Annotated in this window: 19 protein-coding genes; 15 read left to right on the plus strand and 4 right to left on the minus strand. The window is 60.2% G+C overall.

Annotated elements, in window-relative coordinates:
* Window positions 1-489: 489 nt before the first annotated feature.
* The 3 genes from K2184_RS23810 (at window position 490) to K2184_RS23820 (ending at window position 7,459) form a co-directional block, all read left to right on the plus strand.
* Window positions 490-3,204 carry a cation-transporting P-type ATPase gene (locus tag K2184_RS23810; protein WP_094298950.1) on the plus strand — a complete coding sequence of 905 codons (2,715 nt, stop codon included), beginning with the start codon at window positions 490-492 and terminating at the stop codon, window positions 3,202-3,204.
* A 69-nt stretch (window positions 3,205-3,273) separates the two neighbouring features.
* Entirely contained in the window at window positions 3,274-4,356 is a 1,083-nt protein-coding gene (locus tag K2184_RS23815) for an efflux RND transporter periplasmic adaptor subunit (protein WP_023329409.1), read from the plus strand.
* 10 nt (window positions 4,357-4,366) lie between these two features.
* Window positions 4,367-7,459 (plus strand): efflux RND transporter permease subunit, encoded by a 3,093-nt coding sequence (locus K2184_RS23820; RefSeq protein WP_163524689.1) that lies wholly within the window; start codon window positions 4,367-4,369, stop codon window positions 7,457-7,459.
* A 486-nt stretch (window positions 7,460-7,945) separates the two neighbouring features.
* Here the strand turns inward: K2184_RS23820 and K2184_RS23825 are convergent, their stop codons facing one another.
* Window positions 7,946-8,665, minus strand: a complete 720-nt coding sequence (locus K2184_RS23825) for a phosphodiester glycosidase family protein (protein ID WP_163524691.1) — start codon at window positions 8,663-8,665, stop codon at window positions 7,946-7,948.
* A gap of 51 nt (window positions 8,666-8,716) precedes the next feature.
* Window positions 8,717-9,832, minus strand: a complete 1,116-nt coding sequence (locus tag K2184_RS23830; protein ID WP_163524693.1) for a YbdK family carboxylate-amine ligase — start codon at window positions 9,830-9,832, stop codon at window positions 8,717-8,719.
* Window positions 9,833-10,156: 324 nt separating this feature from the next.
* On the opposite strand from K2184_RS23830, the gene K2184_RS23835 reads away from it, so the two are divergent.
* The 7 genes from K2184_RS23835 to K2184_RS23865 are packed head-to-tail and all read left to right on the plus strand — an operon-like array spanning window position 10,157 to window position 18,197.
* Window positions 10,157-11,821: an ABC transporter substrate-binding protein gene (locus K2184_RS23835; protein ID WP_004111180.1), complete on the plus strand. Its 1,665-nt coding sequence runs from the start codon at window positions 10,157-10,159 to the stop codon at window positions 11,819-11,821.
* Between the two features lie 18 nt (window positions 11,822-11,839).
* Window positions 11,840-12,793: an ABC transporter permease gene (locus K2184_RS23840; protein WP_004111182.1), complete on the plus strand. Its 954-nt coding sequence runs from the start codon at window positions 11,840-11,842 to the stop codon at window positions 12,791-12,793.
* Between the two features lie 2 nt (window positions 12,794-12,795).
* Window positions 12,796-13,689: an ABC transporter permease gene (locus K2184_RS23845; protein ID WP_016809132.1), complete on the plus strand. Its 894-nt coding sequence runs from the start codon at window positions 12,796-12,798 to the stop codon at window positions 13,687-13,689.
* Between the two features lie 3 nt (window positions 13,690-13,692).
* Window positions 13,693-14,736, plus strand: coding sequence for an ABC transporter ATP-binding protein (locus K2184_RS23850; RefSeq protein WP_004111184.1), 1,044 nt, complete (start codon window positions 13,693-13,695; stop codon window positions 14,734-14,736).
* Window positions 14,726-15,736, plus strand: coding sequence for an ABC transporter ATP-binding protein (locus K2184_RS23855; RefSeq protein WP_023329413.1), 1,011 nt, complete (start codon window positions 14,726-14,728; stop codon window positions 15,734-15,736). Before K2184_RS23850 ends, K2184_RS23855 begins: the two co-directional genes overlap by 11 nt.
* An 18-nt stretch (window positions 15,737-15,754) precedes the next feature.
* Window positions 15,755-16,939: an amidase gene (locus K2184_RS23860; protein ID WP_163524695.1), complete on the plus strand. Its 1,185-nt coding sequence runs from the start codon at window positions 15,755-15,757 to the stop codon at window positions 16,937-16,939.
* Entirely contained in the window at window positions 16,929-18,197 is a 1,269-nt protein-coding gene (locus tag K2184_RS23865; RefSeq protein WP_004100018.1) for a Zn-dependent hydrolase, read from the plus strand. The genes K2184_RS23860 and K2184_RS23865 overlap by 11 nt, the downstream gene beginning before the upstream one ends.
* Before the next feature lie 457 nt (window positions 18,198-18,654).
* Here the strand turns inward: K2184_RS23865 and K2184_RS23870 are convergent, their stop codons facing one another.
* A complete protein-coding gene (locus K2184_RS23870; RefSeq protein ID WP_163524697.1) occupies window positions 18,655-19,545 on the minus strand; it encodes a DMT family transporter in 891 nt (296 codons plus the stop codon).
* 108 nt (window positions 19,546-19,653) lie between these two features.
* On the opposite strand from K2184_RS23870, the gene K2184_RS23875 reads away from it, so the two are divergent.
* Window positions 19,654-20,988 carry a PLP-dependent aminotransferase family protein gene (locus tag K2184_RS23875; RefSeq protein WP_023329416.1) on the plus strand — a complete coding sequence of 445 codons (1,335 nt, stop codon included), beginning with the start codon at window positions 19,654-19,656 and terminating at the stop codon, window positions 20,986-20,988.
* Here K2184_RS23875 and K2184_RS23880 read toward each other — a convergent pair.
* Window positions 20,985-22,451, minus strand: coding sequence for a PLP-dependent aminotransferase family protein (locus K2184_RS23880; protein ID WP_163524699.1), 1,467 nt, complete (start codon window positions 22,449-22,451; stop codon window positions 20,985-20,987). The two genes, K2184_RS23875 and K2184_RS23880, sit on opposite strands and share 4 nt — an antisense overlap.
* Before the next feature lie 234 nt (window positions 22,452-22,685).
* On the opposite strand from K2184_RS23880, the gene K2184_RS23885 reads away from it, so the two are divergent.
* The 4 genes from K2184_RS23885 to K2184_RS23900 are packed head-to-tail and all read left to right on the plus strand — an operon-like array spanning window position 22,686 to window position 25,662.
* Entirely contained in the window at window positions 22,686-23,537 is an 852-nt protein-coding gene (locus K2184_RS23885) for a transporter substrate-binding domain-containing protein (RefSeq protein WP_004100024.1), read from the plus strand.
* A gap of 49 nt (window positions 23,538-23,586) precedes the next feature.
* Window positions 23,587-24,228 carry an amino acid ABC transporter permease gene (locus K2184_RS23890; RefSeq protein ID WP_004100025.1) on the plus strand — a complete coding sequence of 214 codons (642 nt, stop codon included), beginning with the start codon at window positions 23,587-23,589 and terminating at the stop codon, window positions 24,226-24,228.
* A gap of 14 nt (window positions 24,229-24,242) precedes the next feature.
* Window positions 24,243-24,908: an amino acid ABC transporter permease gene (locus tag K2184_RS23895; RefSeq protein ID WP_004100026.1), complete on the plus strand. Its 666-nt coding sequence runs from the start codon at window positions 24,243-24,245 to the stop codon at window positions 24,906-24,908.
* A complete protein-coding gene (locus K2184_RS23900) occupies window positions 24,901-25,662 on the plus strand; it encodes an amino acid ABC transporter ATP-binding protein (protein WP_004111204.1) in 762 nt (253 codons plus the stop codon). The genes K2184_RS23895 and K2184_RS23900 overlap by 8 nt, the downstream gene beginning before the upstream one ends.
* Window positions 25,663-25,792: the final 130 nt, after the last annotated feature.

Raw genomic sequence — 25,792 nt, forward strand, 5'->3', positions numbered from 1 at the left:
CAGTTAAAAACATATTGTCCGGTAAAAAGGGAATCAATGCAATATCGTTTCGTACGCAATTAAAATACGCTTTAAGTATTATATTTAAACGTTCTCACTCATTTCTTTGTTAATTATTTTGGGCTTATTTGTGATTAAGTTAATTACGCTTTAATGTAAATTAACGTCATTATTAAGCCAGCGCTTTTACAAAAGTATAGGTGCTATATCCCACCAGAGTAGCGATAATAATGGCCAGCAGAATGTACAGCACCAGGCGGCGTCCGCGATAGATTCCAAACATAGTAGACCTCGTTTAGTTTAGGTTTATTAATATTCTGCAATAGTTGTTCTATAGAATTAACTTACCATAAATTTTGTATTTGCGAGAGATTAAATATTGCGCAAGCTCAAATTATCTCCCGCCTGTTTAAAATTTTTCTCATTGGCCCGGAATGATTCCAGGCTTTCCGCCTCACGGAATTTTAAGGGAGATATATTTTGACCAAAATGATCAAAACTAATAATACCACCCCCTCAGGGGATGTCGCGCCACGCCGGGCATATCAGCAGACGGTTGATGCGGTGCTGGCGCAGAAAAAAAGCCATGTCGACGGGCTCAGCGCCGCTGAAGCCGCCGAGCGTTTGCAGACCTTCGGCCCGAACGCCTTGCCGGAGAAAAAAGGCAAGCCAGCCTGGCTGCGCTTCCTTGCCCACTTTAACGACGTCCTGATTTTTGTCCTGCTGGCCGCCGCCGCGCTCACCGCGGTTATGGGGCACTGGGTCGATACCCTTGTCATTCTTGGCGTCACGGTGATCAACGCCCTGATCGGCCATATCCAGGAGAGCAATGCCGAAAAATCGCTACAGGGCATCCGCAATATGCTCTCCAGCGACGCGCGCGTGCAGCGCAGCGGTAAACACGAAACCATCCCGACCCGCGACCTGGTGCCGGGCGATATTGTGATTCTGCGCGCGGGCGACCGCGTGCCTGCCGATATGCGCCTGATTGAGAGCCATAATCTGCGGGTTGAAGAAGCCATTCTGACCGGCGAGTCGACGGTGGTGGATAAAACCACCGACGCGCTGGAAGGCGAACTGCCGCTGGGCGACCGTACCAATATGCTCTTCTCCGGCACGACCATCAGCGCCGGCGGCGGCGTTGGCGTGGTGACCGCAACCGGCCAGGATACCGAACTCGGCCACATCAACCAGATGATGGCGGGCATTGAAAAGCACCGTACGCCGCTGCTGGTGCAGATGGATAAGCTCGGTAAAGCGATCTTCGTTATCATCCTGGCGATGATGGCTGCGCTGTTCGTCTTCAGCCTGGCGCTGCGCGATATTCCTCTCGGCGAGCTGCTGCTCTCCCTGATTAGCCTGGCGGTGGCCGCCGTGCCGGAAGGCTTACCGGCGATTATCTCGATTATTCTCTCTCTGGGCGTACAGGCAATGGCGCGTCAGCGGGCGATTATCCGCAAACTGCCGACGGTGGAAACCCTGGGCGCCATGACCGTGGTGTGCTCGGATAAAACCGGCACCCTGACGATGAACGAGATGACCGTTAAAGCGATCATCACCGCCGACTGCTGCTACCGCGTCGAAGGCGACAGCTACGAGCCGCAGGGTAACATCTGCCTGGAAGGCAGCAACGAGCCGGTGCAAATTAAACCGGGCAGCGTGCTGGAAACCTATTTGCGCACCATCGATCTGTGTAACGACAGCCAGATGATTCAGGACGAGCGCGGCCTGTGGGGCATTACCGGCGGGCCAACCGAAGGCGCGCTGAAGGTGCTGGCGGCGAAAGCGCGGCTGGAGCCCGTCGATGCCCGCCTGGTCGCGAAAATCCCGTTCGACTCGCAGTACAAGTACATGGCGACCCACCAGAAAATGGGCGACGTCGAGCAGGTGCTGATTACCGGCGCGCCGGACGTGATTTTTGCCCTGTGCCGCCAGCAGATGAGCAAGCAGGGGGCGGTGCCGTTTGAGCCGCAGTACTGGGAAGAGGAGATGGCGCGCTTTGCCCGCCAGGGCCTGCGTATGGTCGCCGCCGCCTACAAACCGGCTGACGTCGGCAGCACCACGCTGACCCACGACGATCTGCGCGAAGGGCTGGTGTTCCTCGGCATTGCCGGAATGATGGACCCGCCGCGTCCGGAAGCGATCGACGCTATCCACGCCTGCCAGAACGCGGGGATCCGCGTGAAGATGATTACTGGCGACCACCCGCAGACGGCGATGAGCATTGGCCAGATGTTGGGGATCACCAACAGCAGCCAGGCGATGACCGGCTACCAGCTGGAGCACATGGATGACGCCGAGCTGGCGAAAGCCGCCGTGGAGTTCGATATCTTTGCCCGCACCAGCCCGGAGCACAAGCTGCGCCTGGTGAAAGCGCTGCAGGATAACGGTGAAGTGGTTGGCATGACCGGCGATGGCGTCAATGACGCTCCGGCGCTGCGTCAGGCCGACGTCGGGATCGCCATGGGCATTAAGGGCACTGAGGTGACCAAAGAGGCCGCCGATATGGTCCTGACCGATGACAACTTTGCCACTATTGCCAGCTCGGTCAAAGAGGGGCGCCGGGTCTACGATAACCTGAAAAAGACCATTCTGTTCATCATGCCGACCAACCTGGCGCAGGGGCTGTTGATTATCATCGCCCTGCTGGCGGGGAACATTATCCCGCTGACGCCGGTACTGATTTTGTGGATGAACATGGCCACCTCCGCCACGCTCTCCTTTGGCCTCGCGTTTGAAGCCGCCGAGCGCAACGCCATGAACCGACCGCCGCGTAAAACCGGCCAGCACGTCATGGATGCCTTCGCCGTCTGGCGCGTCGCCTTCGTCGGCACGATGATCGCCGTCGCCGCCTTTATTCTTGAAGCCTGGCTGGCGCCGCGCGGCCACAGCCCGGAGTTTATCCGCACCGTCCTGCTGCAGATGCTGGTCACCGCGCAGTGGGTCTACATGATTAACTGCCGCAGCAGCGACAGCTTCTCGCTGAATATGGGGCTTCTGCGTAACAAAGGCATCTGGCTGGTGAGCGGCGTGCTGCTGCTGATGCAGCTGGTCATCATCTACGTACCGGTGATGCAGACGATGTTTGGCACCGAAGGGCTGCCGCTGCGCTACTGGTTCATCACCCTGGTCATCGGTATCGCGATGTTCCTGGTGGTGGAAGTTGAGAAGCGCCTGACTCGTCGTTTCCGCAAAGCCGCGTAGCGTGTCTGACCCGTCCGGCGTCCCTTCTCCTGCGGGGAAGGGACGCCGCATCGTCGTAAGGAATTCCCCATGAACAAGATCATCCGCTCCGCCCTGCTGGCCTGCGGCCTGGCAGGCTACGCGCTTATCGCCGCCGCCGCGCCGGCTATTCCGGTGCGCGTTGCCACCGTTGAACAAGCGCCGCATGCCGATGAACGGCAAATCTCCGGCCGCGTTGAGGCCATTCACGCCGTCGACGTTCGCGCCCGTACCGAAGGGACGATCGTGCAGCGCCATTTCCAGGATGGGCAGTACGTCAAAAAAGGCGAGCCGCTATTTACGCTGGATGACGCCCAGCCGAAAGCCGCGCTGGCGCTCGCACAGGCCGAACTGAAAAGCGCGCAGGCTTCCCTGCGCCAGGCCCAGCAGCTGTTGAGCCGCTATCAGCAGCTGAAAAATAACCATTCAATCAGCCGTCATGACGTGGATACCGCGCAGATGCAGCGCGATGTCGCCGCCGCCGCCGTAGAGCAGGCGCAGGCGCGCATTACCGCCCAGCAGATAACGCTCGGCTATACCCGCATTACCTCGCCGGTGAGCGGGCGCGTCGGCCATAGTCCTTTTCACGTCGGCAGCCTGGTCAATCCCGCCAGCGGCGTGCTGGTTGAAGTGGTCCAGCTCGATCCGATTCGCGTGGCGTTCTCGCTCGATGAATCCGCCTTTTTCGCGAAAGCAGGGCAGCACACGGATATCGCCGCGATGAAGCAGGCGTGGCTGGCGCAGGTGGAGTTGGATGGACGGCGTGAAGACGGCGTCCTGACCTCCGTTGATAACCGTATTGATAGCCGCACCGCCAGCGTGGCGCTGCGCGCTGAATTTGCTAACCCGCAGCACCGTTTACTGCCGGGCGGCAACGTCACGGTTTTCTTCCGTCCGCAGCAACTTAAGGAGAGCCCGATGATCCCGGCCTCTGCGCTACAGCAGGATGCACTGGGCTTTTACTGCTGGGTCGTAACGGCGAACAACACCGTGACGATGCGCCGTTTAGCGCCCGGCGGTCAGCATGGCCAGAGCTTCGTGGTGGCGGATGGCCTGAAAGCGGGAGAGCGCGTAGTGACGGAAGGTGCCCAGCGCCTGCGTGACGGCGCGGCCATTCAGTTGCTGAGTGAATAAGGGAGAGGGGATGCTGACATTTTTTATCCGACGCCCGCGCTTTGCGATGGTGATTGCCCTGCTGATGACCTTTGTCGGCGCGGTCTCGCTAAAGCTGATCCCGGTCGAGCAGTATCCGCAGATTACGCCGCCGGTCATCAACGTTAGCGCCAGCTGGCCTGGCGCCAGCGCGGCGGACGTAGCGGAAGCTATTGCCGCGCCGCTGGAGACCCAGCTCAACGGCGTCGATCATATGCTGTACATGGAGTCCACCAGTTCCGATGAGGGGACCTACAGCCTGAGCCTGACCTTTGCTGCCGGAACCGACGCCGATTTAGCCGCAATCGACGTGCAGAACCGCGTGTCGCAGGCGGTGGCGCAGCTGCCTGCCGACGTGCAGCAGAACGGCGTACAGGTGCGAAAGCGGGCGACAAACCTGCTGATGGGGGTGAGTCTCTACTCTCCGCTCGGCACCCTGTCGCCGCTGTTTGTCAGCAACTACGCCAGCACCCAGGTGCGCGAGGCGCTGGCGCGTCTTCCCGGCGTCGGGGAAGTGCAGATGTTCGGCGCGCGCGACTACAGCATGCGCATCTGGCTGCGCCCCGACCGCATGAACGCGCTGAATATCACGACCGACGATATTGCCCTTGCGCTGCGCGAGCAGAACGTGCAGGGCGCGGCGGGGCAGGTAGGCACGCCGCCGGTGTTTAACGGCCAGCAGCAAACGCTGACCATCAACGGTATTGGGCGATTAAGCGATGCCGCCGGTTTCGGACAAATTGTGGTTCGCAGCGGCGAACGCGGCCAGCTGGTACGCCTGTCCGACGTGGCGACTATTGAACTGGGCGCTCGCAGCTACAGCTCCGGCGCGCAGCTCAACGGCAAAGACTCCGCCTATCTCGGCATCTACCCGACGCCCACCGCTAACTCGCTGCAGGTCGCTACTGCGGTACGCGCCGAGCTGACCCGGCTGCATGCGCGCTTCCCGGCGGATCTCACCTGGGAGGTGAAGTTTGATACTACCCGCTTTGTTGCGGCGACGATCAAAGAGATCGGCGTGTCGCTGGCGCTGACCCTGCTGGCGGTGGTGGTGGTGGTCTCCCTGTTCCTGCAGAGCTGGCGGGCGACGCTGATAGTCGCGCTGGCCATCCCGGTGTCGCTTATCGGTACCTTCGCGGTGCTCTACGCGCTGGGCTACAGCGCCAATACCCTGAGTCTGTTTGCGATTATCCTCGCCCTGACGATGGTGGTAGATGACGCTATCGTGGTGGTGGAGAATGTGGAAACAAAAATGGCGGAGGGGCTTGATCGCGGCGCCGCAACCGCCGAAGCGCTGCGGCAAATCGCCGGGCCGGTGATCGCAACGACCCTGGTGCTGCTGGCGGTGTTCGTGCCGGTGACAATGCTGCCGGGGATCGTTGGCGAGCTGTATCGCCAGTTTGCGGTCACCTTATCGACGGCGGTGACGCTGTCGAGCGTGGTGGCGCTGACCCTGACGCCTGCGCTGTGCGCGCTGCTGCTGCGTCCGCGTCCGGAGCGGCCTGCCGCCATCTGGCGCGGCTTTAACCGCGGCCTGGATACGGTGCGGGACGGCTACGGGCGTCTGGTCGGGGGCATGAATCGCCGTCCCTGGCTGGCGCTGGCGGCGACGGTAGCCGCGGCAGGGCTGGTGGTATTGAGCTTTACCACAATGCCGAAAGGCTTTCTGCCGCAGGAAGATCAGGGTTATTTCTTTGCCAGCGTGCAGCTGCCAGAAGCCGCCTCGCTGGAGCGTACCGAGGCGGTGATGGCCCAGGCGCGGGAGCTGCTGTTGAGGAACCCGGCGGTTGAGGATGTGATTCAGGTGTCCGGTTTTAATATTCTCAACGGCACCAGCGCCTCGAACGGCGGGTTTATCTCCGTGATGCTGAAAGAGTGGCATCAGCGGCCGCCGCTGGACGCGGTGATGGAAAAACTACAGGGCCAGCTGCTGGGGCTGCCGGAAGCGACGATTATGGCTTTTGCGCCGCCGACGCTGCCGGGGCTGGGCAACGCCTCCGGATTTGATTTACGCATTCTGGCGCAGGCTGGACAATCGCCGGCGGAGCTGGAGCAGGTCACCCATCAGATCCTGCGAATGGCCAACCAGCATCCGCAGCTTAGCCGGGTCTTTACCACCTGGAGCAGCAATGTGCCGCAGCTGACGCTCACCGTCGATCGCGACCAGGCGGCCCGGTTGAACGTACCGGTGGCAAGAATTTTCAGCAGCCTGCAGACCGCGTTTGGCGGCACCCGCGCCGGCGATTTCAGCATCAATAATCGTGTCTACCACGTGGTGATGCAAAATGAGATGCAGTGGCGCGAGCGGGCCGAGCAGATTAGCGAGCTTTACGTGCGTAGCGACAGCGGCGAGCGGGTGCGTCTGAGTAATCTGGTGACGATTACGCCAACGGTTGGCGCGCCGTTTATTCAGCAATATAACCAGTTCCCGTCGGTATCGATAAGCGGTTCGGCGGCTGAAGGCGTCAGCAGTCGGGCGGCGATGGCGGTGATGGAGCAGATTTTACAATCGAATCTGCCGCACGGTTATGACTATGCCTGGAGCGGCATCTCGTGGCAGGAGCAGCAGACCGGTAACCAGGCGGTATGGATCGTGCTGGCGGCGGTGGCGATGGCGTGGCTGTTTCTCGTCGCCCAGTATGAGAGCTGGACGCTGCCGGCGAGCGTGATGCTGTCGGTGCTGTTCGCTATCGGCGGGTCCCTGCTGTGGCTATGGTGGGCCGGTTATGCCAACGATGTGTACGTGCAGATAGGGCTGGTGCTACTGATCGCGCTGGCGGCGAAAAACGCGATTTTGATCGTCGAGTTTGCCCGGGCGAAGCGTGAAGAGGGGATGTCGATCGTCGACGCCGCCCGCGAAGGGGCTACCCGTCGCTTCCGCGCGGTGATGATGACGGCGGTCTCCTTTATCATCGGGATTGTGCCGATGATGCTCGCCACCGGCGCCGGGGCGCAGAGCCGGCGGATTATCGGTACCACGGTGTTCAGCGGCATGCTGGTGGCGACGGCGATCGGCATTCTGTTTATTCCGTCGCTGTACGTGCTGTTCCAGCGCCTGCGCGAGTGGGCGCACCGCCGGATGTAGGTGGCCCGGACCTGGTAGCCCGGACAGGCGCGTCAAGCGCCGCCTCCGGGACGGTGTTGAGGGGTTCCGTTCACTATTATTCCGCAGAAAATGTCTCACCGCGGTAGGTGAACGGGTAAAGGGGGAGAAAACCGTCTCCCCCTTTACAATCTCCGCGGTCCCGCAAAGAAATCGGTGCTACGCACTGCGCTCACCTCCCGGACCTCAGCCTGCGGTCGGCTCAACTCGACCTTACTCGTCCCATCCCTGGGACTCGCCCCTACGGGGCCAGCGCAAGCGCTGTTCAAAATTGCTCCAGGCAATTTTGTCGTGTCTCGATTCGCCTCTGTCCGCCATCCCTGGCGGCCAGCCCTTGTCTTCGGCCCTACGGTTCGCCGATTTCAGCGGGGGCCAGGGCATCGCTGCATATCACGTCGTTTCAGAGGCATATCCACAGCGGCATAAAAATCTCCCGGGGGCTACTCCCCGCAGACGATGTTATTAAGACTATCTGCTCTCCACCGCGATCATGGTGACGAACGGATGGTACTGCCACGGCACGCTGCCGCCTTTCCGGTACATCTTCGAAATGGTGCCGTCGAGATAGAGCATCTGGCTCACGTTGAGCCTGGATTGCGCGTAGCAGGCGAAATCGTAGAAATTGGTTTCGCGCTCGCTGAGCATAAATACCACTTTGCCATCGCCGGTGATGCCCACACCGTTACGCAGCTTGCGCGAGCTGGCGGACGGCTTCAGCCGCCAGTTGATCTTGCCGTTTTCAATTAGCATTGGCCCCGACTGCACGGCGTATTGAATGGCTGGCGACGGCTTGAATTTATCAATGCTGACAATTCCCGCGTTTTGCCCTCGCAGATAAAACACCCCGCCGGGACGAATAAAAAAGTTGCCGCCGCCGGAGGCGCGGTTAAGCGGGATCAACTGCCGGCCTTTCTCGATATACAGCCCCAGCGGCGCGTAGGCTTTATCATAAATTCCGCCGTTCATCGCCATCTGCACCTGCCCGTTGCGGTCGATATCCGCCAGCAGCGAGCGCAGCGACCCCCAGGCTTTGCCGTCCTCTTTTTGCCAGTACATCACAATGCGCTCGCGCTGCGGATCGACGCGATAGCTTTGCAGCGTGAGCGATGGATCGGTCAGCGAGCATTTCCCGCTGGCGAAGGCGGGCAAAGATAACAGTAGCAGCGGCAGAAGAGAGAAAAAGCGCACGACAAGTTCCAGACAGACGACGAAAGCGTGCAGTATACCCTGTTACCGCCGCTATGCCGTCCAGATCTCGCAGTGCTTTTGCACCAGTCCGATTAAGGAACCGCCGTTGGCGACGAACTCGCGCATCTGCTGCGGCTCGCTGCGAGCCTGCTTCGCCTGGCGCACAATCGCCTCCAGCGCGCTGCCGGCATTCAGCTTATGGGCGCTGGGCGCCAGTTTATCCGTCAGCCGTAGAATTTCTTCGCGAAAGGTTCGCTGTTCGCCGCCGTTCACATCGGTGTTGATCCCGTCCAGGCCATAGCGACAGGCCTGATAGCGGTTGAAGGGGTACAACAGGTAATCTTCGGGCTGATGTTTAAACGGCCGTTCCGTCAGCAGCCAGCAGGCAATAATCTGGATAAACCCGGCGATATTTACCGCCTGGGTAATCGTCAGCGGGGTATCCATCACTCGTACCTCAACGGTGCCAAAGCGCGGGCTGGGGCGGATATCCCAGTGCAGATCCTTCATGCTATCAATCATGCTGGTATAGCTAAGACGACGAAACAGGCCGATAAACGCCTGCCAGTTATTGACCCACGGCATCGGGCCGTTATCGGGATAAGCGGCAAAAAGATTAAGCCGCGAGCAGGCAAAGCCGCTATCGGTCCCGTCGAGCCAGGGAGAGGCCGCATTCAGCGCGATAAAATGCGGCACGAAGCGCGACAGGCCGTGCAGAAGATAAATCGCATCATCGCCATTTTGACAGCCCACGTGCACGTGCTGGCCGAAAATAGTCGCCTGCTTCGCCAGGTAACCAAAGTGCTTAACGGTTTTCAGGTAGCGCGGGTTATCGCTGATCTGCTGGCGCTGCCAGCTTTGAAACGGATGCGTTCCGCCGCCGCAGATTTGCACATGATGGCGGGCGGCGGCACGCAGCACCGCCTGTTGGATCGCGCTCAGTTGCGCCGTGGCCTGATGGATATCGCGACAGACGCCGGTGGCGATTTCCAGCATGCTTTCGGTGATGTCATGTTTGGCCTCGCCCGCTTTCAGCGTGCCCTGGACCTCATCAATAAGTGCGGAAGAGTCCTGGCTCAGATCGAAGCCCGGCGGGTTGACGACCTGGAGCTCCAGCTCGATGCCAAGGGTAAACGGCTCGGAGCGGTGAAAATCAGGTAACGGCATGGCGACTCCCTCTTTCTCTTTATCAGAAAGTATAGAAGACAACGCCTCAAACTGATGATTTGCCGAATATTATGAATTTAATTTATAGAAAATAACGCCACGTGATTATCCCTTTCAAAAGAAAGTAAGGCTGGTGCAATCCTGCAACACATTTCCCGTCAGTGGTGCAAAAAGATAAGCTGATTCTATTTTTCAATGAAAATCATCGAGATAATATAAGTCATCCTTATTTTATACGCCGTTTCGTCCTTATTTCCCGCCCTTGCAGAACTGGTATGCATCTTGCCTGTTAGTTAGCGACTTTTATTTAACAGGGACAATGTGATGCTGAAGAAAAAAATATTTTCGCCTGGATGCCATCTCGCCGTTGCTGTTAGCGGGGCATTGGCGTTGTTTGCCAGCGTGTCGGCCCATGCCTCAACTCTGCGGATCGCCATGACTGCCGCCGATATTCCTTTGACCCTCGGGCAGCCCGATCAGGGTTTTGAAGGGAACCGTTTCACCGGCATTCCGCTTTACGACGCCCTTGTTGAATGGGATCTGTCGCAAGGCGAAAAGCCCAGCGGTCTGGTGCCGGGACTGGCAACCGAGTGGCACGTTGACCCGCAAAATCAAAGCCGCTGGATTTTCACCCTGCGCCCGGGGGTTAAATTTCACGATGGCTCGGAGGTCAATGCCGACGCCATCGTCTGGAACGTGGAGAAGGTACTGAATAAAGCCGCGCCGCAGTATGCGCCAGGCCAGATTGGCAACACTCTCTCGCGCATGCCGACACTGACCGGCGCGGAGAAAATTGATGACCATACCGTGGCGCTGACCACCGCCGAACCTGACGCGCTGCTGCCCTACAACATCACCAATCTGTTTATCGTTTCGCCCACCGCGTGGCAAAAGCTGTATGACGCGGTGCCGGCAAGCGCTGGCGATACCGCGGCGCGCAGCAAACAGGCATGGACCGAGTTCGCCGCCCATGCGGTGGGCAGCGGCCCGTTCAAAATGGAAAAACTGGTTCCCCGCCAGCAGCTGATCCTCGATAAGAACCCCGACTACTGGAACAAAGAACGAATTCCACGGGTGGATAAAGTGGTGCTGATCCCGCTGCCGGAAGCTAACGCCCGCACCGCGGCGCTGCTCTCGAAGCAGGTGGACTGGATTGAAGCTCCGGCTCCGGACGCGGTCGATCAGATAAAAGCGCAGGGTTTTAAAATCTATGCCAACACCCAGCCGCACCTGTGGCCGTGGCAGTTCTCCTTTGAAGAGGGATCGCCGTGGAAAGATATTCGCGTGCGTAAAGCCGCCAACCTGTGCCTGAATCGCGCCGAGCTTAAAAGCTATCTCGGCGGCTATATGACCGAAGCGACCGGCGTCTACGAGGCCGACAGCCCGTGGCACGGCAAGCCCACTTTCCAGATCAAATATGACCCTGAAACCGCCCGCAAGCTGATGACCGAAGCTGGCTATAGCGCCGGTAAACCGCTGCACGTCACGGTTGCCACCTCGGCCTCCGGTTCCGGGCAGATGCAGCCGCTGCCGATGAACGAGTACATCCAGCAGAGCCTGAAAAGCTGCTTCTTTAACGTCGACATTAAAGTTAATGAATGGAACACCCTGTTTACCAACTGGCGTCTCGGGGCGAAAGATCCATCGGCGAAAGGGATCGACGCGATCAACGTTAGTGCCGCAGTTAACGATCCCTATTTCGGCATGATCCGCTTCTCCACCGCGAAGGCCTTCCCGCCGGTAGCGACCAACTGGGGCTATTTCTCGACGCCGGAAACCGAAAAGCTGGCGGCGGCGGTAAAGCACGCGTTTACCCCGGCTGAAATGGATAAAGCCGCGGGCGAACTGCACGCCGCGCTGGTCGATCAGGTGCCGTTCCTGTTCGTCGCTCACGATGTCGGGCCAAGGGCGATTTCGCCTGCCGTCACCGGAGTGGTGCAGCCGCAAAGCTGGTTTATCGACCTTAGCCTGGTGAGCAAAAAAGAGTAATTGATTCGGGAGCAAGAGATGATCAATACCCTGCTATATCGCATCCTGCTGGCCGTCCCCACCATGCTCGGGGTCGCGGTGATCTGTTTTATGCTGGTGCAGATAGCTCCGGGCGACCCGCTGGTGTCGGTGATGCCGCCGGACGCCTCGGAATCGCTGCGTCAGACCTTAATGCAGGCCTACGGCTTTGATAAACCGCTGCCGCTGCAGTTTGTGCACTGGCTATGGCGGGCGCTGCACGGCGATTTGGGCATGTCGGTCGCCACCGGCCGTCCGGTCATCGACGAGGTCATGACGGCGGTGACCTACTCTCTGCGTCTGGCGCTGCTGGCGACGGCGATCGGATTTGTGCTGGGTAGCCTGTTTGGTTTTGTCGCCGGCTATTTTCGTAACAGCATTATTGACCGCCTGGCCTCGGTGCTGTCGGTATTCGGCGTCAGCGTGCCGCACTACTGGCTGGGGATGCTGCTGGTTATCGTTTTTAGCGTCAAATTCGCGCTGCTACCGGCAACCGGCGGCGGGCCAATCGGCGAGGTGGGCTGGCAGTGGGACTGGGAACACCTGCAGTTCATGCTGCTGCCGGCCTTCACGCTGTCGGTGATCCCGACCGGCATCATCGCCCGCACCGTTCGTTCACAGGTGGCGGACATTCTCAGCCAGGAGTTTATCGTCGGCCTGCGCGCCCGGGGGCTCAACGAATCGCGGATCTTTCTGCACGTGGTGAAGAATGCCGCTCCGACCGCGCTGGCGGTGATGGGGCTGCAGGTCGGCTATCTGATGGGCGGCTCGATTCTGGTGGAGACGGTTTTCTCCTGGCCCGGCACCGGCCTGCTGCTGAACACCGCCATTTTCCAGCGCGACCTGCCGCTATTGCAGGGCACCATCTGGGTACTGGCGCTGTTCTTTGTTCTGCTCAATCTGCTGGTGGATATGCTGCAAACCAGTCTCGACCCGCGAATTAAGAGGAGCTGACGATGGTGGATACCGTGACGACCAAAGGCATTGCCGTCCCTGCCAGGACGGTTGCCAGGCAAGGCTACTGGCGCGGCGTGTTTGGCCGCCTGCTGCGCGACCCGGGCGGGGTATTCGTCGGCGCGATCATTCTCGTTCTGCTGGCGCTGGCGCTGTTCGGCCCCTGGCTGATCGTTAAAGATCCGTATCAAACGTCGATGTTTTTACGCCTCAAGCCGATCGGCACTGACGGCTTTCCGCTGGGCTCCGATGAGCTCGGGCGCGATATGCTATCAAGGCTGATTCTCGGCACAAGGCTATCGCTGTTTATGGGGATTGTCCCGGTGGTGTTGGCCTTTTTTATCGGCGGGGCCATCGGCATTATCGCCGGCTATGCGGGCGGCAAAACCAACACCCTGATCATGCGCACCGTGGACGTATTTTATGCTTTCCCCTCGGTGCTGCTGGCGATCGCGCTTTCCGGCGCGCTGGGCGCGGGTATCGGTAACGCGCTGCTATCGCTGACCCTGGTGTTCGTGCCGCAGGTGGCGCGTATTGCCGAAAGCGTCACCGCGCAGGTGCGGCATATGGACTACATCGACGCCGCCCGGGCCACCGGGGCCAGCGCGTTCACCATTATTCGCGTCCAGGTGCTGGGCAACGTGCTGGGGCCGATTTTCGTCTTCTCCACCGGCCTGATTTCGGTGTGCATGATCCTCGCCTCCGGGCTCTCATTTCTCGGCCTCGGGGTTCGCCCACCGGAGCCGGAGTGGGGGTTGATGCTGAACACCCTGCGCACGGCGATTTATACCCAGCCGTGGGTGGCGGCGCTGCCCGGTCTGATGATTTTTATCACCTCCATTTCGTTCAATATCCTCGCGGACCGCCTGCGTGCGGCAATGGCGATTAAGGAGTAAGCGATGCAACCCTTTACGAATATCGACCTCGGCGGGCCGGCGCAGCCGCTGCTCAAGGTTAACAATCTGCTGAAGCATTTTCCCGCCGGCGGCGGCAAAGCGCGCGAAGTGGTACAGGCGGTGGATGACGTCAGTTTTTCGGTGATCAAAGGCGAAACCCTCGGCGTCGTGGGGGAGTCGGGCTGCGGTAAATCGACCACCGCCCGGCTGCTGATGCAGTTGCTTAAGCAGGACAGCGGGGAGCTGATCTTTGACGGCCTGGAAGTGGGCTCATCGCGCCTGCCGATGAAAGCGTATCGCCGCCAGGTACAGATGGTTTTCCAGGATAGCTACGCCTCACTCAACCCGCGCATGACCATGGAAGAGAGCATTGCCTTCGGTCAGCGGGTACACGGCGTCAGCGCCAAAGAGGCCAGCGAGTACGCCCGCTATCTGCTGGCGCACGTTGGCCTTGAGCCGGGACGTTTTGCGCACCGCTATCCGCACGCGCTCTCCGGCGGTCAGCGCCAGCGCGTGAATATCGCCCGCGCGCTGGCGATGAAGCCCAGGCTGGTGATCCTCGACGAGGCGGTCTCAGCGCTGGACAAATCGGTAGAGGCTCAGGTCCTGCAGCTGTTGCAGGAGCTGAAGCGGACGCTGGCGCTGACCTATGTATTTATCAGCCACGATCTGCACGTGGTGCGCTGGCTGTCGGACCGCATCCTGGTCATGTATCTCGGCGAGGTGGTGGAGATTGGCCCGGCGGAGCAGCTGTTTACCGCCTCGGCCCACCCCTATACCCGGGCGCTGTTAAGCTCGATGCCGTCGATGGACCCGCATAATCGCACCTTAACCTCGCCGCTGAGCGGCGATCCGCCCAGTCCGATTTCTCCGCCCTCCGGCTGCCGCTTTCATACCCGCTGCCCGCATGCCAGAGCGGTGTGCGCGGAGGTGAAACCGACGCTCGAAAGCGTCGGCGAGGGGCACCTGAGCGCCTGCCTTATGGCGCAGCCCGCGTCGCCCTGGCAGCAAAAAATCGCCATTCAGGAGGTGAGCCATGTCGCATGAAGCTTACGTCCATATTCGCGACCTGCGGGTTGAGTTTCGCCGCGACGGTCAGACGGTCAACGCGGTCAACGGCGTCTCCTTTGATGTACAAAAAGGCGAGGTGATGGCGCTGATCGGCGAATCTGGCTCCGGTAAAAGCGTCACCCTGCGCGCCCTGATGCGCCTGCATCCGCCAAAAAGCAGCGTGCTTTCCGGCACGCTGAGGGTCGGGGAAGAGGAGGTGTTGAAGATGAGCGCCGGGCAGCTGCGGCGCTACCGCGGCGCGCGCTGCGCGATGATTTTCCAGGAGCCGCTGCTGGCCTTCGACCCGGTCTATACCGTGGGCCAGCAGATTGTCGAAGGGCTGCGTCGCCACGAAGGCCTGTCGCGACAGGCGGCGCGGGAAAGGGCGCTGGAGGCGCTGCGCCAGGTACGCATTCCGAGCCCCGAGCGGCGGCTGGATGCTTACCCGCACGAGATGTCCGGCGGAATGCGCCAGCGGGCGATGATCGCCCTCGCGCTCTCCTGCAACCCGCAGCTGCTGCTGGCGGATGAGCCAACCACCGCGCTCGATGCCACGGTGCAAATACAGATCCTGATCCTGCTGCGCGAGCAGCAAAAGCAGCGCGATCTGTCGATCATTTTTGTGACCCACGATATCGGCGCGGCGGTGGAGATCGCCGACCGGGTGGCGGTAATGTACGCCGGACGCATCGTGGAAGAGGCGTCGATTGAGGAGATTCTGTATCGTCCGCGCCATCCCTATACCCAGGTGCTGCTGGGCAGCCGGCCGAAAGAGGGGCTGAAAAAGGGCGACGCGCTGCACTGTATCCCCGGCTCGCCGCCGGATCTCTCGCGTCTGCCGCCCGGCTGCTCGTTCGCCGATCGCTGTCCGCACGCGCGCCCCGCCTGTGCGCAGAGCCAGCCGGCTACCGAACCGGCCGGGCCGCGTCACGTGGTGAGCTGCCATCGCTGGCGTGAGCTGAGTGCGTCCGTTGAAAACCAGGCGCTGTACGCCTGAAGCCATGAGGAAAGCAGTATGCAGGATGATATTCGCGCTTTTATGCCCTATCCGCCGCATCCGGTGGCGCATGCGCTAAGCGGGCCGCTGAGCGGGTTAACTTTTGCGGTCAAAGATCTGTTTGACGTAGCGGGCTACCCCACCGGCGGCGGCAATCCGCATCTGCTGGCGCTGTCCGGGGTGAAAACCCGCACCGCGCCGGTGGTGCAAAAATTATTAGATAACGGCGCGCGCTTTATCGGTAAAACCCATACCAGCGAGCTGGCGTATTCGATGAGCGGGCACAACGTGCATTACGGCACTCCGCGCAACGGCGCCGCGCCGAATCATATCCCCGGCGGATCGTCGTCCGGCTCGGCGTCGGCGGTATCGAACGAGGCGTGCGACTTTGCCCTCGGCAGCGATACCGGCGGCTCGGTACGCACGCCGGCAAGCTACTGCGGACTGTTTGGCCTGCGCCCGACCCATGGCCGACTCTCCCTCGACGGCTGCCAGCCGCTATGCGCCACCATGGATACCTGTGGCTTCTTTGCCCGCTCGCCGGAGGTCTTTTCCACTGTCGCCGCCTGTCTGTTCGACGATGGGCGAGCGGATATCACCGGCGTGCGGCTGGCCAGCCATGAAGGGCTGTTTTCCCGCCTGCCGCTGCGCAGCCAGCAGGCGCTGCTGCCGGTCCGCCAGGCGCTGGCGCGCTTATTCGGCCCGGTAACGCCGCTCGGCGCGCCGCTGCCGGACGTGGATGATATCTATCTCGCCTTCCGCCAGATTCAGGGCTACGAAGCCTGGCAGGCGCAGGGGGAAACCATTGAGCGCTACGGCCTGCAGCTGGGGCCGGACGTCCGCGAGCGTTTTTTCTGGGGCAAAGCGGTCACCCGCGCGCAGTTTGACGCCGCCTGCCAGCAGCGCGAGCGTTTTACCGCCTGGTGGGACGCGCAGTTGGGCGATGCGGTCCTGGTGATGCCGACCGTTCCCGACGGCGCGCCGCTGCTGACGGCGCAGGCCGAAGAGATAGAGGCGGTCCGCCGCCTGTCTCACGATCTGCTGTTAATTTCCGTCATGACCCAACGTCCGCAGGTGACGCTGCCGGTTGCCCGGACGGGCGGCCTGCCGCTGGGAATTTCATTTTTGGGCCCGCGCGGCAGCGATCGTCTGCTGGTTGAGCTGGCCGCCGCGTTTATGCAAGGAGACCGAAATGAGCAGTGATGTCCTTTTTACCCCGATAACCGAAACCACCGCCTGCCGGGTCAATGGCGCGCGCCTGTGGGATTCGCTGATGACGCTGGCGGAAATTGGCGCCACGCCGAAGGGCGGCTGCTGCCGTCTGACGCTGACCGATCTTGACCGCCAGGGACGGGATTTGGTGATTAGCTGGGCGCAGGCGGCCGGGATGAGCGTCACCGTCGATAAAATCGGCAACGTATTTATGCGCCGGGAAGGGCGTAATCCGGCGCTGCCGCCGATTGTCTCCGGCAGCCATATTGACACCCAGCCGACCGGCGGCAAATTTGACGGTAATTACGGCGTGCTGGCGGCGCTGGAGGTGGTACGTACCCTGAACGATCGGGAGATTGAAACCGAAGCGCCGATTGAAGTGGTGTTCTGGACCAATGAAGAGGGGTCGCGCTTTGTACCGGTGATGATGGGCTCCGGCGTGTTTGCCGGGGTATTCCCGCTGGAGACCATCTACGCCGCGCAGGATGCGGACGGTAAAACCGTGGGCGCGGAGCTGGCGCGTATCGGCTATATCGGCAGCCAGACGCCGGGCGACCATCCGGTTGGCGCCTACTTTGAAGCGCATATTGAACAGGGGCCGATTCTTGAAGATGAAGAGAAAATTATCGGCATTGTGCAGGGCGTGCTGGGGATCCGCTGGTATGACTGCGTGGTGACCGGCCAGGAGTCCCACGCCGGGCCGACGCCGATGCGCCTGCGTCAGGATGCGTTACAGATAGCGACCCGCATTATGCAGGAAGTGGTGGCGATTGCCGGGCGCAGCGAGGAAGGGCGCGGTACGGTTGGAAGAGTGCAGGTCTATCCGAATAGCCGTAACGTAGTGCCGGGAGAGGTCACTTTTTCGATTGATATGCGCAATATCAGCGATGCGCTGGTGGATGAGATGGACCGCCAGCTGCGGGCGTTTATCGCCGGGGTCGAGCGGGAGAGCGGCCTGAAGGTGGCGTTAAAAGAGGTGAGCCACTATCCGGCGGCACCGTTCCACCCGGAGTGCCAGGCGGCGATCGCCGACGCCGCGCAGCGGCTGGGGTATCCCGCGCGGGAGATTGTCTCCGGCGCCGGACACGACGCGGTGTATATGAGCTATCTGGCGCCGACCGGGATGATTTTTATCCCCTGTAAGGACGGGATCAGCCACAACGAAATTGAATATGCGTCGCCGGAGCACGTGGAAGCCGGCGCGAACGTGCTGCTGCAGGTGATGCTGCAGTACGCGCGGGTAGTGTAACCGGTTGTCCTCCCCGGTCGCGCTGCGCTTACCGGGGCTACGGGTTACCAGCCGTCTGTGGGAAATTTTCATGCAGCAGCGGATATGCCTCTGAAACAACGTGTTATGCAGCGATGCCCTGGTGCCCGCTGAAATCGGCGAACCGGAGGACCGAAGACAAGGGCTGGCCGCCAGGGATGGCGGCCAGAGGCGAATCGAGACAAGACGTCGAGTTGAGCCGACCGCGGGCTGAGGACCGGGAGGTGAGCGCAGTGCGCAGCACCGATTTCTTTGCGGGACCGCGGGGATTGTAAAGGGGGAGACGGTTTTCTCCCCCTTTACCCGTTTACGTACCACGGTGAGACATTTTCTGCGGGATAATAGTGAACGGAACCCCTGCAGGCTTTCCCGGAGGCGGCGCTTACGCGCCTGTCCGGGCTACCAGGGCAATATTAGCGCCCCCCTTTCAGGAACGACCTCAGCGGCCAAATTTGCGCGAACCGATAACGCACAGAATCACGCCCAGGGTTACGGTCAGCATCAGTGGGCTGACGGTTTCGTGCAGCAGCGCGGCTGACAGGCCAAGCCCGAAGAACGGCTGTAATAGCTGAAGCTGGCCGACGGCGGCGATACCGCCAGCGGCCAGCCCTTTGTACCAGAAAATAAAACCGATAAGCATGCTAAAGAGCGACACATAGCCGAGCGCAATCCAGGCGGAAACCGAGATGGCGCTCCATGACGCTGGCCGGGTGAGTAACGAGGCGATCAGCATAAAAGGCAGCGCCATAATCAGCGCCCAGCTAATCACCTGCCAGCCGCCAAGCTCCCGGGTCAGCTTAGCACCCTCCGCATAGCCGAGGCCGCAGGCGACCACCGCCGCCAGCATCAGCAGATCGCCGCTCAGCGACGCCGCAGCTTGTTGCGTCAGGGCGAAACCCACCACCAGCAGGCTGCCAATAACGGAAAAGATCCAGAAAGCGCGGCGCGGACGTTCTCCGCCGCGCAGTACGCCAAAAATGGCCGTCATCAACGGCAATAGCCCGATGAAAACGATCGAATGCGCTGAAGTGACGTGGCGCAAAGCCAGCGCCGTGAGGAGCGGAAAGCCGATCACCACCCCTGACGAGACGATGGCCAGGGGGACAAGCTGCGATGCGCGCGGCCGTTTCTGGCGCAAGCCGACTACCAGCGCGATAGCGAGGAGCCCGGCGATGGAGGCGCGCAGAAAGGTTAGCAGGAACGGGTCCATATCCAGCACCGCCAGGCGCGTTGCGGGCAGCGAACCGCTAAAAATAATGACGCCCAGTAAACCATTAAGCCATCCGGACCACGGCCCGGGAACCGTTTTATGAACCGCTGAATCTACCACGCTAACCTCGCTTAGTGGGGTGGGCTGTGCTCGCTTGAGCCATGACTGCGCCGATGGTAATGTGGACAATCCAATACAATCAAATTATTGTCATAGATACATTCACCGATGAAAGCCCGATACAAAGCGGTAGTTGACAGATACGCGCAGGCGATTCAGAGCGGACAGCTGCCGGCCGGAACCCGCCTGCCGACGCATCGTACGCTTGCCGCCGACGAAGGGATCTCGCTGGCCACGGCCACGCGCGTTTATCATGAACTGGAAGCGATGGGGCTGGTCAGCGGCGAAACCGGTCGCGGCACCTTCGTGCGGGACATCGCGCTACCGCCGGGACACGGTGTCGATCAGCAGGCGGTAGCAGCCGATGTTGTGGATCTCAACTTCAACTATCCTTCGCTGCCGACGCAGGGGGATGCGCTGCGCGAGGCGCTCAGGCAACTGGCGGGGGCAGGGGATATCGAGGCTCATCTGCGCTACCAGCCACATGCCGGACGGCTCCCGGAACGTGAAATTATCGCTCGCTATCTGACCAGCAGCCGCTTTGCCCCTGACGCGGAAAATGTGCTGATCGTCAACGGCGCCCAGCACGGGCTGGCGGTGACCGTGATGGGGCTTCTGCGCCCGGGGGACGTGGTGGCGGTCGATGCGCTCACCTACTCGGGCTTTAAGGTTCTGGCGGCGCTGTATCATCTGGAACTGGCGGCGATCCCCTGCCGCGCGGACGGACCGGATCTGCATGCGCTCCACCGACTATGCCAGCAGCGGCGCGTCCGGGCGGTGTATACCATGCCGACGCTGCACAATCCGCTGGGCTGGGTGCTCAGCCCTCGCCAACGGCAGACGCTGGCGGAACTCGCCCGCCAGCACGACCTGCTGATCGTTGAAGATGCCGCCTATGCCAGCCTGGTGCGCAATCCGCCGCCGCAGCTGGTGAGCTATGCACCGGAAAGAACGGTATATGTCACCGGCTTCTCGAAAAACGTCGCTACCGGTCTGCGCGTAGGGACGGTCATCTGCCCACCTCGCTATCGGACTGAGATTGAGCGCGCCATACGAGCGACGACGTGGAATACGCCGTCATTGATGAGCTCGCTGATCTGCGCCTGGATTGAAGATGGCACGGTTGCACGCTTTGAAAATGAGAAGCGCCAGGATGCGCGGCAGCGGCAGCGGCTTGCCCGTGAGGCGCTCGACGGGCTGCCCTTCGTGAGCCATGAGGATTCGTACTTTCTCTGGCTACCTCTGGGCGAAGAGAGTCGGGCCGATCGGCTGGCGAAAACGCTGATGGCGCGCCATATTTCCGTGTCGACCGCCGAACCCTTCTGCGTTGCCGCAACTGTTCCGCAGGCGCTGCGCATCGCCCTCGGTTCTGTTCCGCTTGATACCCTGCGCGCGGCGCTGGTCGAGGTTCGCCAGGCCGTGGCATTTGAACAATACCGCTAGCCCATCTGCGCCAGCTGGCCGCGCAGCACCTCCACGCCTTGTTCGATGGCGTCAGGGTTAATGGCGTGAAAGCCCATTCGGAAAAAGTTATCCGGCGGCGCGTCGCTGAGAAAATGCCGGGCGCCGGGCTCGATCAGCACCCCGGCGTGGGCGGCGCGCCAGGTCAGCTGCTGGGTGTTGATTTGCTCCGGGGTGGCCAGCCAGAAGGCATTGGCGTGTTCGCTGCCGGGGATGATTTGGCACTCTGGCAGGTGCTGCCGCAGCGCGTAATTGAGGCGCTCCCAGCGCTGGGCAGAGTCGTAATGGTAGCGCCGCAGGTGGGTTTCATAATGACCCTGGGCGAGAAAATGGGCCATCTGATACTGAATGTTGGTTGGCGGATGACGATACACCAGCCGCCGCAGCGCCCGGGCTTCGTCAATCAGATCCGGGTCAGCGACCATAAAGCCCAGCCGCAGGCCAGGCGAGAGCGCCTTTGACAGGCTGCTCACGTAGATCACTCGTCCACAGCGATCGCTGGCCTTCAGCGCCGGCAGCGGGTTGAGCATAAAGTTACTTTCAGAGTCGTAATCGTCCTCAATAATCACCGCATCATGGCGGGCGGCATGCTCCAGCAGCTGGCTGCGGCGCGCTTTGCTCATCGCCACCCCGGTTGGCACCTGATGCCCGGGAGTCACATAGTAGTAATCGCAGGGGGCGTCATTAAGGACGATCCCCTGTTCATCCACCGGATGCGGCACGATATCGGTATCGGCAAGCAGAAAAGTGTTAATAGCCTCGCGAAAACAGGGATTCTCCACGCCAACGCGCGTGCCGGGGGACATCAGCAGGCGGGTCAGCAGGTACAGCGCGTTTTGCGAACCGAGGGTTATCAGAATCTCGTCCGCCGAGGCGACAATTCCGCGTTTGGGCAGCACCCGGGTGCGGATCTGCTCAATCAGCATCGGCACGTCCCGATCGATATGATCCACCACCCACTCCGGGTCCCTTACGCCGCCGTGCAGCCAGTTCGCCGCCGAGCGCCAGGTCGTCAGCGGGAACTGGCGGGTATCGGGCTGACCGTAGATAAACGGATAGCGGTAGTTCATCCAGCCGGCCGGTTTGAGAATCGACTCCTGCTGACTGGGGGTAATTTGCAGCCGCGTGCCCCAGCGTGGTGCAGAACCCGCGTCCTGCGGTGCAGCTTCCGTTACCGTGGAGGGAGCTGCGTGCTGATAATCCGCATGCAGGTAATAACCGCTGCGCGGGCGGCTCACCAGATATCCCTCGTTAACCAGCCCCTCAAACACCAGCGCCGTGGTGTTGCGCGATACCCGCAGCTGGCTGGCCAGCTGGCGGCAGGAGGGGAGCGGCGTGTCGGCGGAAAAAATGCCGCCCAGAATGGCGTTAATCAGCGTTTCGCGCACCTGCTCCTGCAAACCGCGGCGCGGGTCGAAATCAACGTGTAACCGGTGTCGGATCATGGCTGGCTCCTTACTCAAACGCTCTGTACAGGAACCGGAGCAAATTCCATACCACCCTGAGAATGACTGACACATCCGCACGATGAATCTGGCTCTATCCGGAAATTTAAAACGCTCCCTACAGTAAAAACGTATTCATCAGTCGCGGACCGGAACTTCCGTCGGCACATATTTTGCAAAACCTTTTCATGTTCTGGAATGAACACGTCTGGCGAATTAATTAGGGGTGAATTAATGAACAAATCATTAGGTTCAATTTGTCTGGGCGCCATCATGGCGATGGCCTTTTCTTATCACGCAGCCGCCGCAGATCTTCCGGAAATAGAAAAATCCGGCACCCTGAAAGTCGCGACCGAAGATGATTACGCGCCTTTTAACTTTATGAATAACGGCCAGGCGGATGGCTTCAACAAAGATATGCTCGATGAATTACGTAAATACGCGAAATTCAACGTCGACCAGAGCATTCTGCCGTGGACCGGATTATTGGCGGCGGTCTCCACCGGGCAATACGACATGGCGTTAACCGGCGCGGTGATTACCGATGACCGTCTCAAGGTCTTTGATTTCACGCCGCCGTGGGCGTCAGCGCAGCACTATTTTGTCAAACGCGCGGGCGATAATTCCCTGAATACCATTGCCGAATTGAGCGGAAAAAAAGTGGGCGTTCAGGCGGGCAGCGCGCTGCTGGCAAGGCTGCCAGAACTGAAAGCAATGCTGGAGAAAACCGGCGGTAAGCTGGGGCCGGTGGTGGAGTATCCCTCCTATCCTGAAGCCTACGCCGACCTCGCCAACAAACGCCTGGACTACGTGATTAACGTGGTTATCTCGGTCAACGACCTGGCGAAGGCTAAGCCGAAGGTGTTTGCCAAAGGTCTGGCGGTATCCGGCCCGGGCTATATGGCGTGGCCGATCCCGAAAAACTCGCCGCAGCTGCTGGCCTATATGACCAAATTTATGAACCACATGAAGGAGACCGGCAAGCTTGCGGAACTCCAGAAAAAGTGGTTTGGCGAAACCTATGACGACCTGCCGACCGAAGCGATTACCAGCCCGGAACAGTTCCATAAATTAGCCGGGCTGTAATGAGTTCTGCGGCGGGAAACCGCCGCCTGTTCAGGTGAAGGAGGGCTTCATGGATGCAATTTCCTGGCAGTTACTGATTGAAGGCGCATGGACGACCCTCTGGATTTCGGCCATCGCCATTGCCTTTGGGGTGGTGATTGGTCTGCTGATCGCGCTGGTGCGCATGCTGCGTATCCCGGTAATCGATCAGCTGCTGGTGGTCTATATCAGCCTTGCCCGCGCGACGCCGCTGGTTACGCTGGTGCTGTTCCTGTTTCTTTCTCTGCCGACCGTCGGGATTAATCTCGATAAAAACGTCGCGGCGATTGTGGCGCTGACGCTCAACACCTCGGCCTTCAACGCCGAAATCTGGCGCAATGCCTTTCGCACTTTCCCCCGCGAACAGCGGGAAGCGGCGGAGTCGGTAGGGATGCGCCGCTGGGCTTACTTCCGCTACATCATGCTGCCGCAAATGTGGATTGAAAGCCTGCCCGCGCTGGTTAATGAGATGTCGTTCCTGATTAAGGGTAGTCCCGCCATTGCGGTGATTGGCGTGGTGGATTTGACGCGCGTGACCAACCGAATTTCTTCGGTCACCTATGAGCCGCTTTCGCCGATTCTGGCGGCGGGTCTGCTGTACGTGGTGATTATTGGCCTGCTGCTGAAACTGCAGGGGATGGCCGAGCGTAAAGCGAAGCGTCTGGCACGATAAAGAGAGGAGGTGCTATGAATCAGTGGGCCGTTATCTGGTCGGTGCGCGACAGCTTTATTGCCGGTTTACTCGCCACCCTTGAGCTTTTTATTACTGCGGCAATAGCCGGCTTAATTATTGGCGTGGCCCTGTGCTATTTAACCGAGTATCAAAAGAAAACTCTTAACCGGCTTATTATTGGCTTTGTCAGCTTAATGCGGGCGATTCCCTTTTTGATCCTCGCCTATTTGCTCTATTACGGACTGCCGCAAGTGGGTATTAGTCTGGAGCCCTGGACCGCCGGATTAATCGCCCTGATTATCTACCACGGCGCCTATTTCTTTGAGATTTTGCGCAGCCAGCGTCGGGTCTTTTCCGGAGGCTATATCGAGGCGGCGGTAGCGCAGGGGTTCTCGCGCTACAAAATATTCCGCCGCATTATTCTGCCCAATATTTTGTCATCGGCACTACCGCTGATGGGCAATCAGCTGATTATCTGCCTGAAAGATACCGCTTTCCTCAGCATTATCACCGTCCAGGAGATAACCGCCGCGGCTAACAGCGTGCAGGCCACCTATTTTATCCCGTTTAACGCCTTTATTGTCGCCATTGGGCTCTACTGGGCGATCAGCATCCTGCTGGAGCTGTTGATTAAGCGTCTGAGCGCCTGGGGAGCGAGAAGAGGAATGAGTCATGCCTGATACGACTGCTGTAAGCGTCAAAAACGTCTCAAAACAGTTTGATAATGTTGAAGTTCTTCGTGATATCAATCTGACGGTAGAGAAAGGGACCGTGGTGAGCATACTCGGCTCGTCGGGGTCAGGTAAATCAACGCTGCTGCGCTGCATGAACTGGCTGGAACAGCCGGATCGCGGCGAGATCCGCATCAGCGGCCAGCGGCTGGGGATTGATGAGCAAAATGGTCGGGCGATGTCCCATCGTCAGCTGTCGAAAATCCGCGAGCGGGTAGGGATGGTGTTTCAGAGCTTTAACCTGTGGCCGCACCTGACGGTACAGCAGAACGTCAGCGAAGCGCTGCTGCACGTCAAGGGGATGAAGCGTGATGAAGCGAAGGCTATCGCCATGCAGCAGCTGGAGAAAGTGGGGATGGCGCATAAAGCCGACGTTTACCCGATCACGCTCTCCGGCGGACAGAAGCAGAGGGTGGCTATTGCCCGTTCGCTGGCGATGTCGCCGGAGGTGATTCTGTTTGATGAGCCGACATCGGCGCTGGACCCCGAGCTGGTCAACGAGGTGCTGGGGGTGATGAAGGCGCTGGCCGCCGAGGGCTACACGATGGTGGTGGTGACCCACGAGATGGACTTTGCGCGCCAGGTATCGGATGAGGTGGTGTTTCTTGAGAAGGGATTGTTGATTGAGAAAGCGCCGCCGGAGAAGTTTTTCAGCAACCCGGACTCCGAGCGCGTCAGGCAGTTTCTGCAGAGCAGCCGGTAATCTCCAGCGGCCAATCTCCCCGGTCGCGCTGCGCTTACCGGGGCTACGGGTTTCCAGCCGTCTGCGGGGCGGTAGCCCGGGTAAGGCGTTTACGCCGCGACCCGGGATTTCCGGGCTCGGTGTTGGAGGG

It is taken from the genome of Klebsiella sp. K5-306 (assembly GCF_051835185.1).
Taxonomy (GTDB): domain Bacteria; phylum Pseudomonadota; class Gammaproteobacteria; order Enterobacterales; family Enterobacteriaceae; genus Klebsiella; species Klebsiella oxytoca.

Excerpts from the sequence above, each read along its gene's own strand:
- K2184_RS23895 (WP_004100026.1), top strand. The coding sequence starts at position 24,243 with ATGAATCAGTGGGCCGTTATCTGGTCGGTGCGCGACAGCTTTATTGCC.
- K2184_RS23875 (WP_023329416.1), top strand. The coding sequence starts at position 19,654 with ATGAAAGCCCGATACAAAGCGGTAGTTGACAGATACGCGCAGGCGATT.
- K2184_RS23860 (WP_163524695.1), top strand. The coding sequence starts at position 15,755 with ATGCAGGATGATATTCGCGCTTTTATGCCCTATCCGCCGCATCCGGTG.
- K2184_RS23890 (WP_004100025.1), top strand. The coding sequence starts at position 23,587 with ATGGATGCAATTTCCTGGCAGTTACTGATTGAAGGCGCATGGACGACC.
- K2184_RS23865 (WP_004100018.1), top strand. The coding sequence starts at position 16,929 with ATGAGCAGTGATGTCCTTTTTACCCCGATAACCGAAACCACCGCCTGC.
- K2184_RS23830 (WP_163524693.1), bottom strand. The coding sequence starts at position 9,832 with ATGCCGTTACCTGATTTTCACCGCTCCGAGCCGTTTACCCTTGGCATC.
- K2184_RS23810 (WP_094298950.1), top strand. The coding sequence starts at position 490 with ATGATCAAAACTAATAATACCACCCCCTCAGGGGATGTCGCGCCACGC.
- K2184_RS23845 (WP_016809132.1), top strand. The coding sequence starts at position 12,796 with ATGGTGGATACCGTGACGACCAAAGGCATTGCCGTCCCTGCCAGGACG.
- K2184_RS23855 (WP_023329413.1), top strand. The coding sequence starts at position 14,726 with ATGTCGCATGAAGCTTACGTCCATATTCGCGACCTGCGGGTTGAGTTT.
- K2184_RS23820 (WP_163524689.1), top strand. The coding sequence starts at position 4,367 with ATGCTGACATTTTTTATCCGACGCCCGCGCTTTGCGATGGTGATTGCC.
- K2184_RS23850 (WP_004111184.1), top strand. The coding sequence starts at position 13,693 with ATGCAACCCTTTACGAATATCGACCTCGGCGGGCCGGCGCAGCCGCTG.
- K2184_RS23900 (WP_004111204.1), top strand. The coding sequence starts at position 24,901 with ATGCCTGATACGACTGCTGTAAGCGTCAAAAACGTCTCAAAACAGTTT.
- K2184_RS23885 (WP_004100024.1), top strand. The coding sequence starts at position 22,686 with ATGAACAAATCATTAGGTTCAATTTGTCTGGGCGCCATCATGGCGATG.
- K2184_RS23835 (WP_004111180.1), top strand. The coding sequence starts at position 10,157 with ATGCTGAAGAAAAAAATATTTTCGCCTGGATGCCATCTCGCCGTTGCT.
- K2184_RS23815 (WP_023329409.1), top strand. The coding sequence starts at position 3,274 with ATGAACAAGATCATCCGCTCCGCCCTGCTGGCCTGCGGCCTGGCAGGC.
- K2184_RS23840 (WP_004111182.1), top strand. The coding sequence starts at position 11,840 with ATGATCAATACCCTGCTATATCGCATCCTGCTGGCCGTCCCCACCATG.
- K2184_RS23880 (WP_163524699.1), bottom strand. The coding sequence starts at position 22,451 with ATGATCCGACACCGGTTACACGTTGATTTCGACCCGCGCCGCGGTTTG.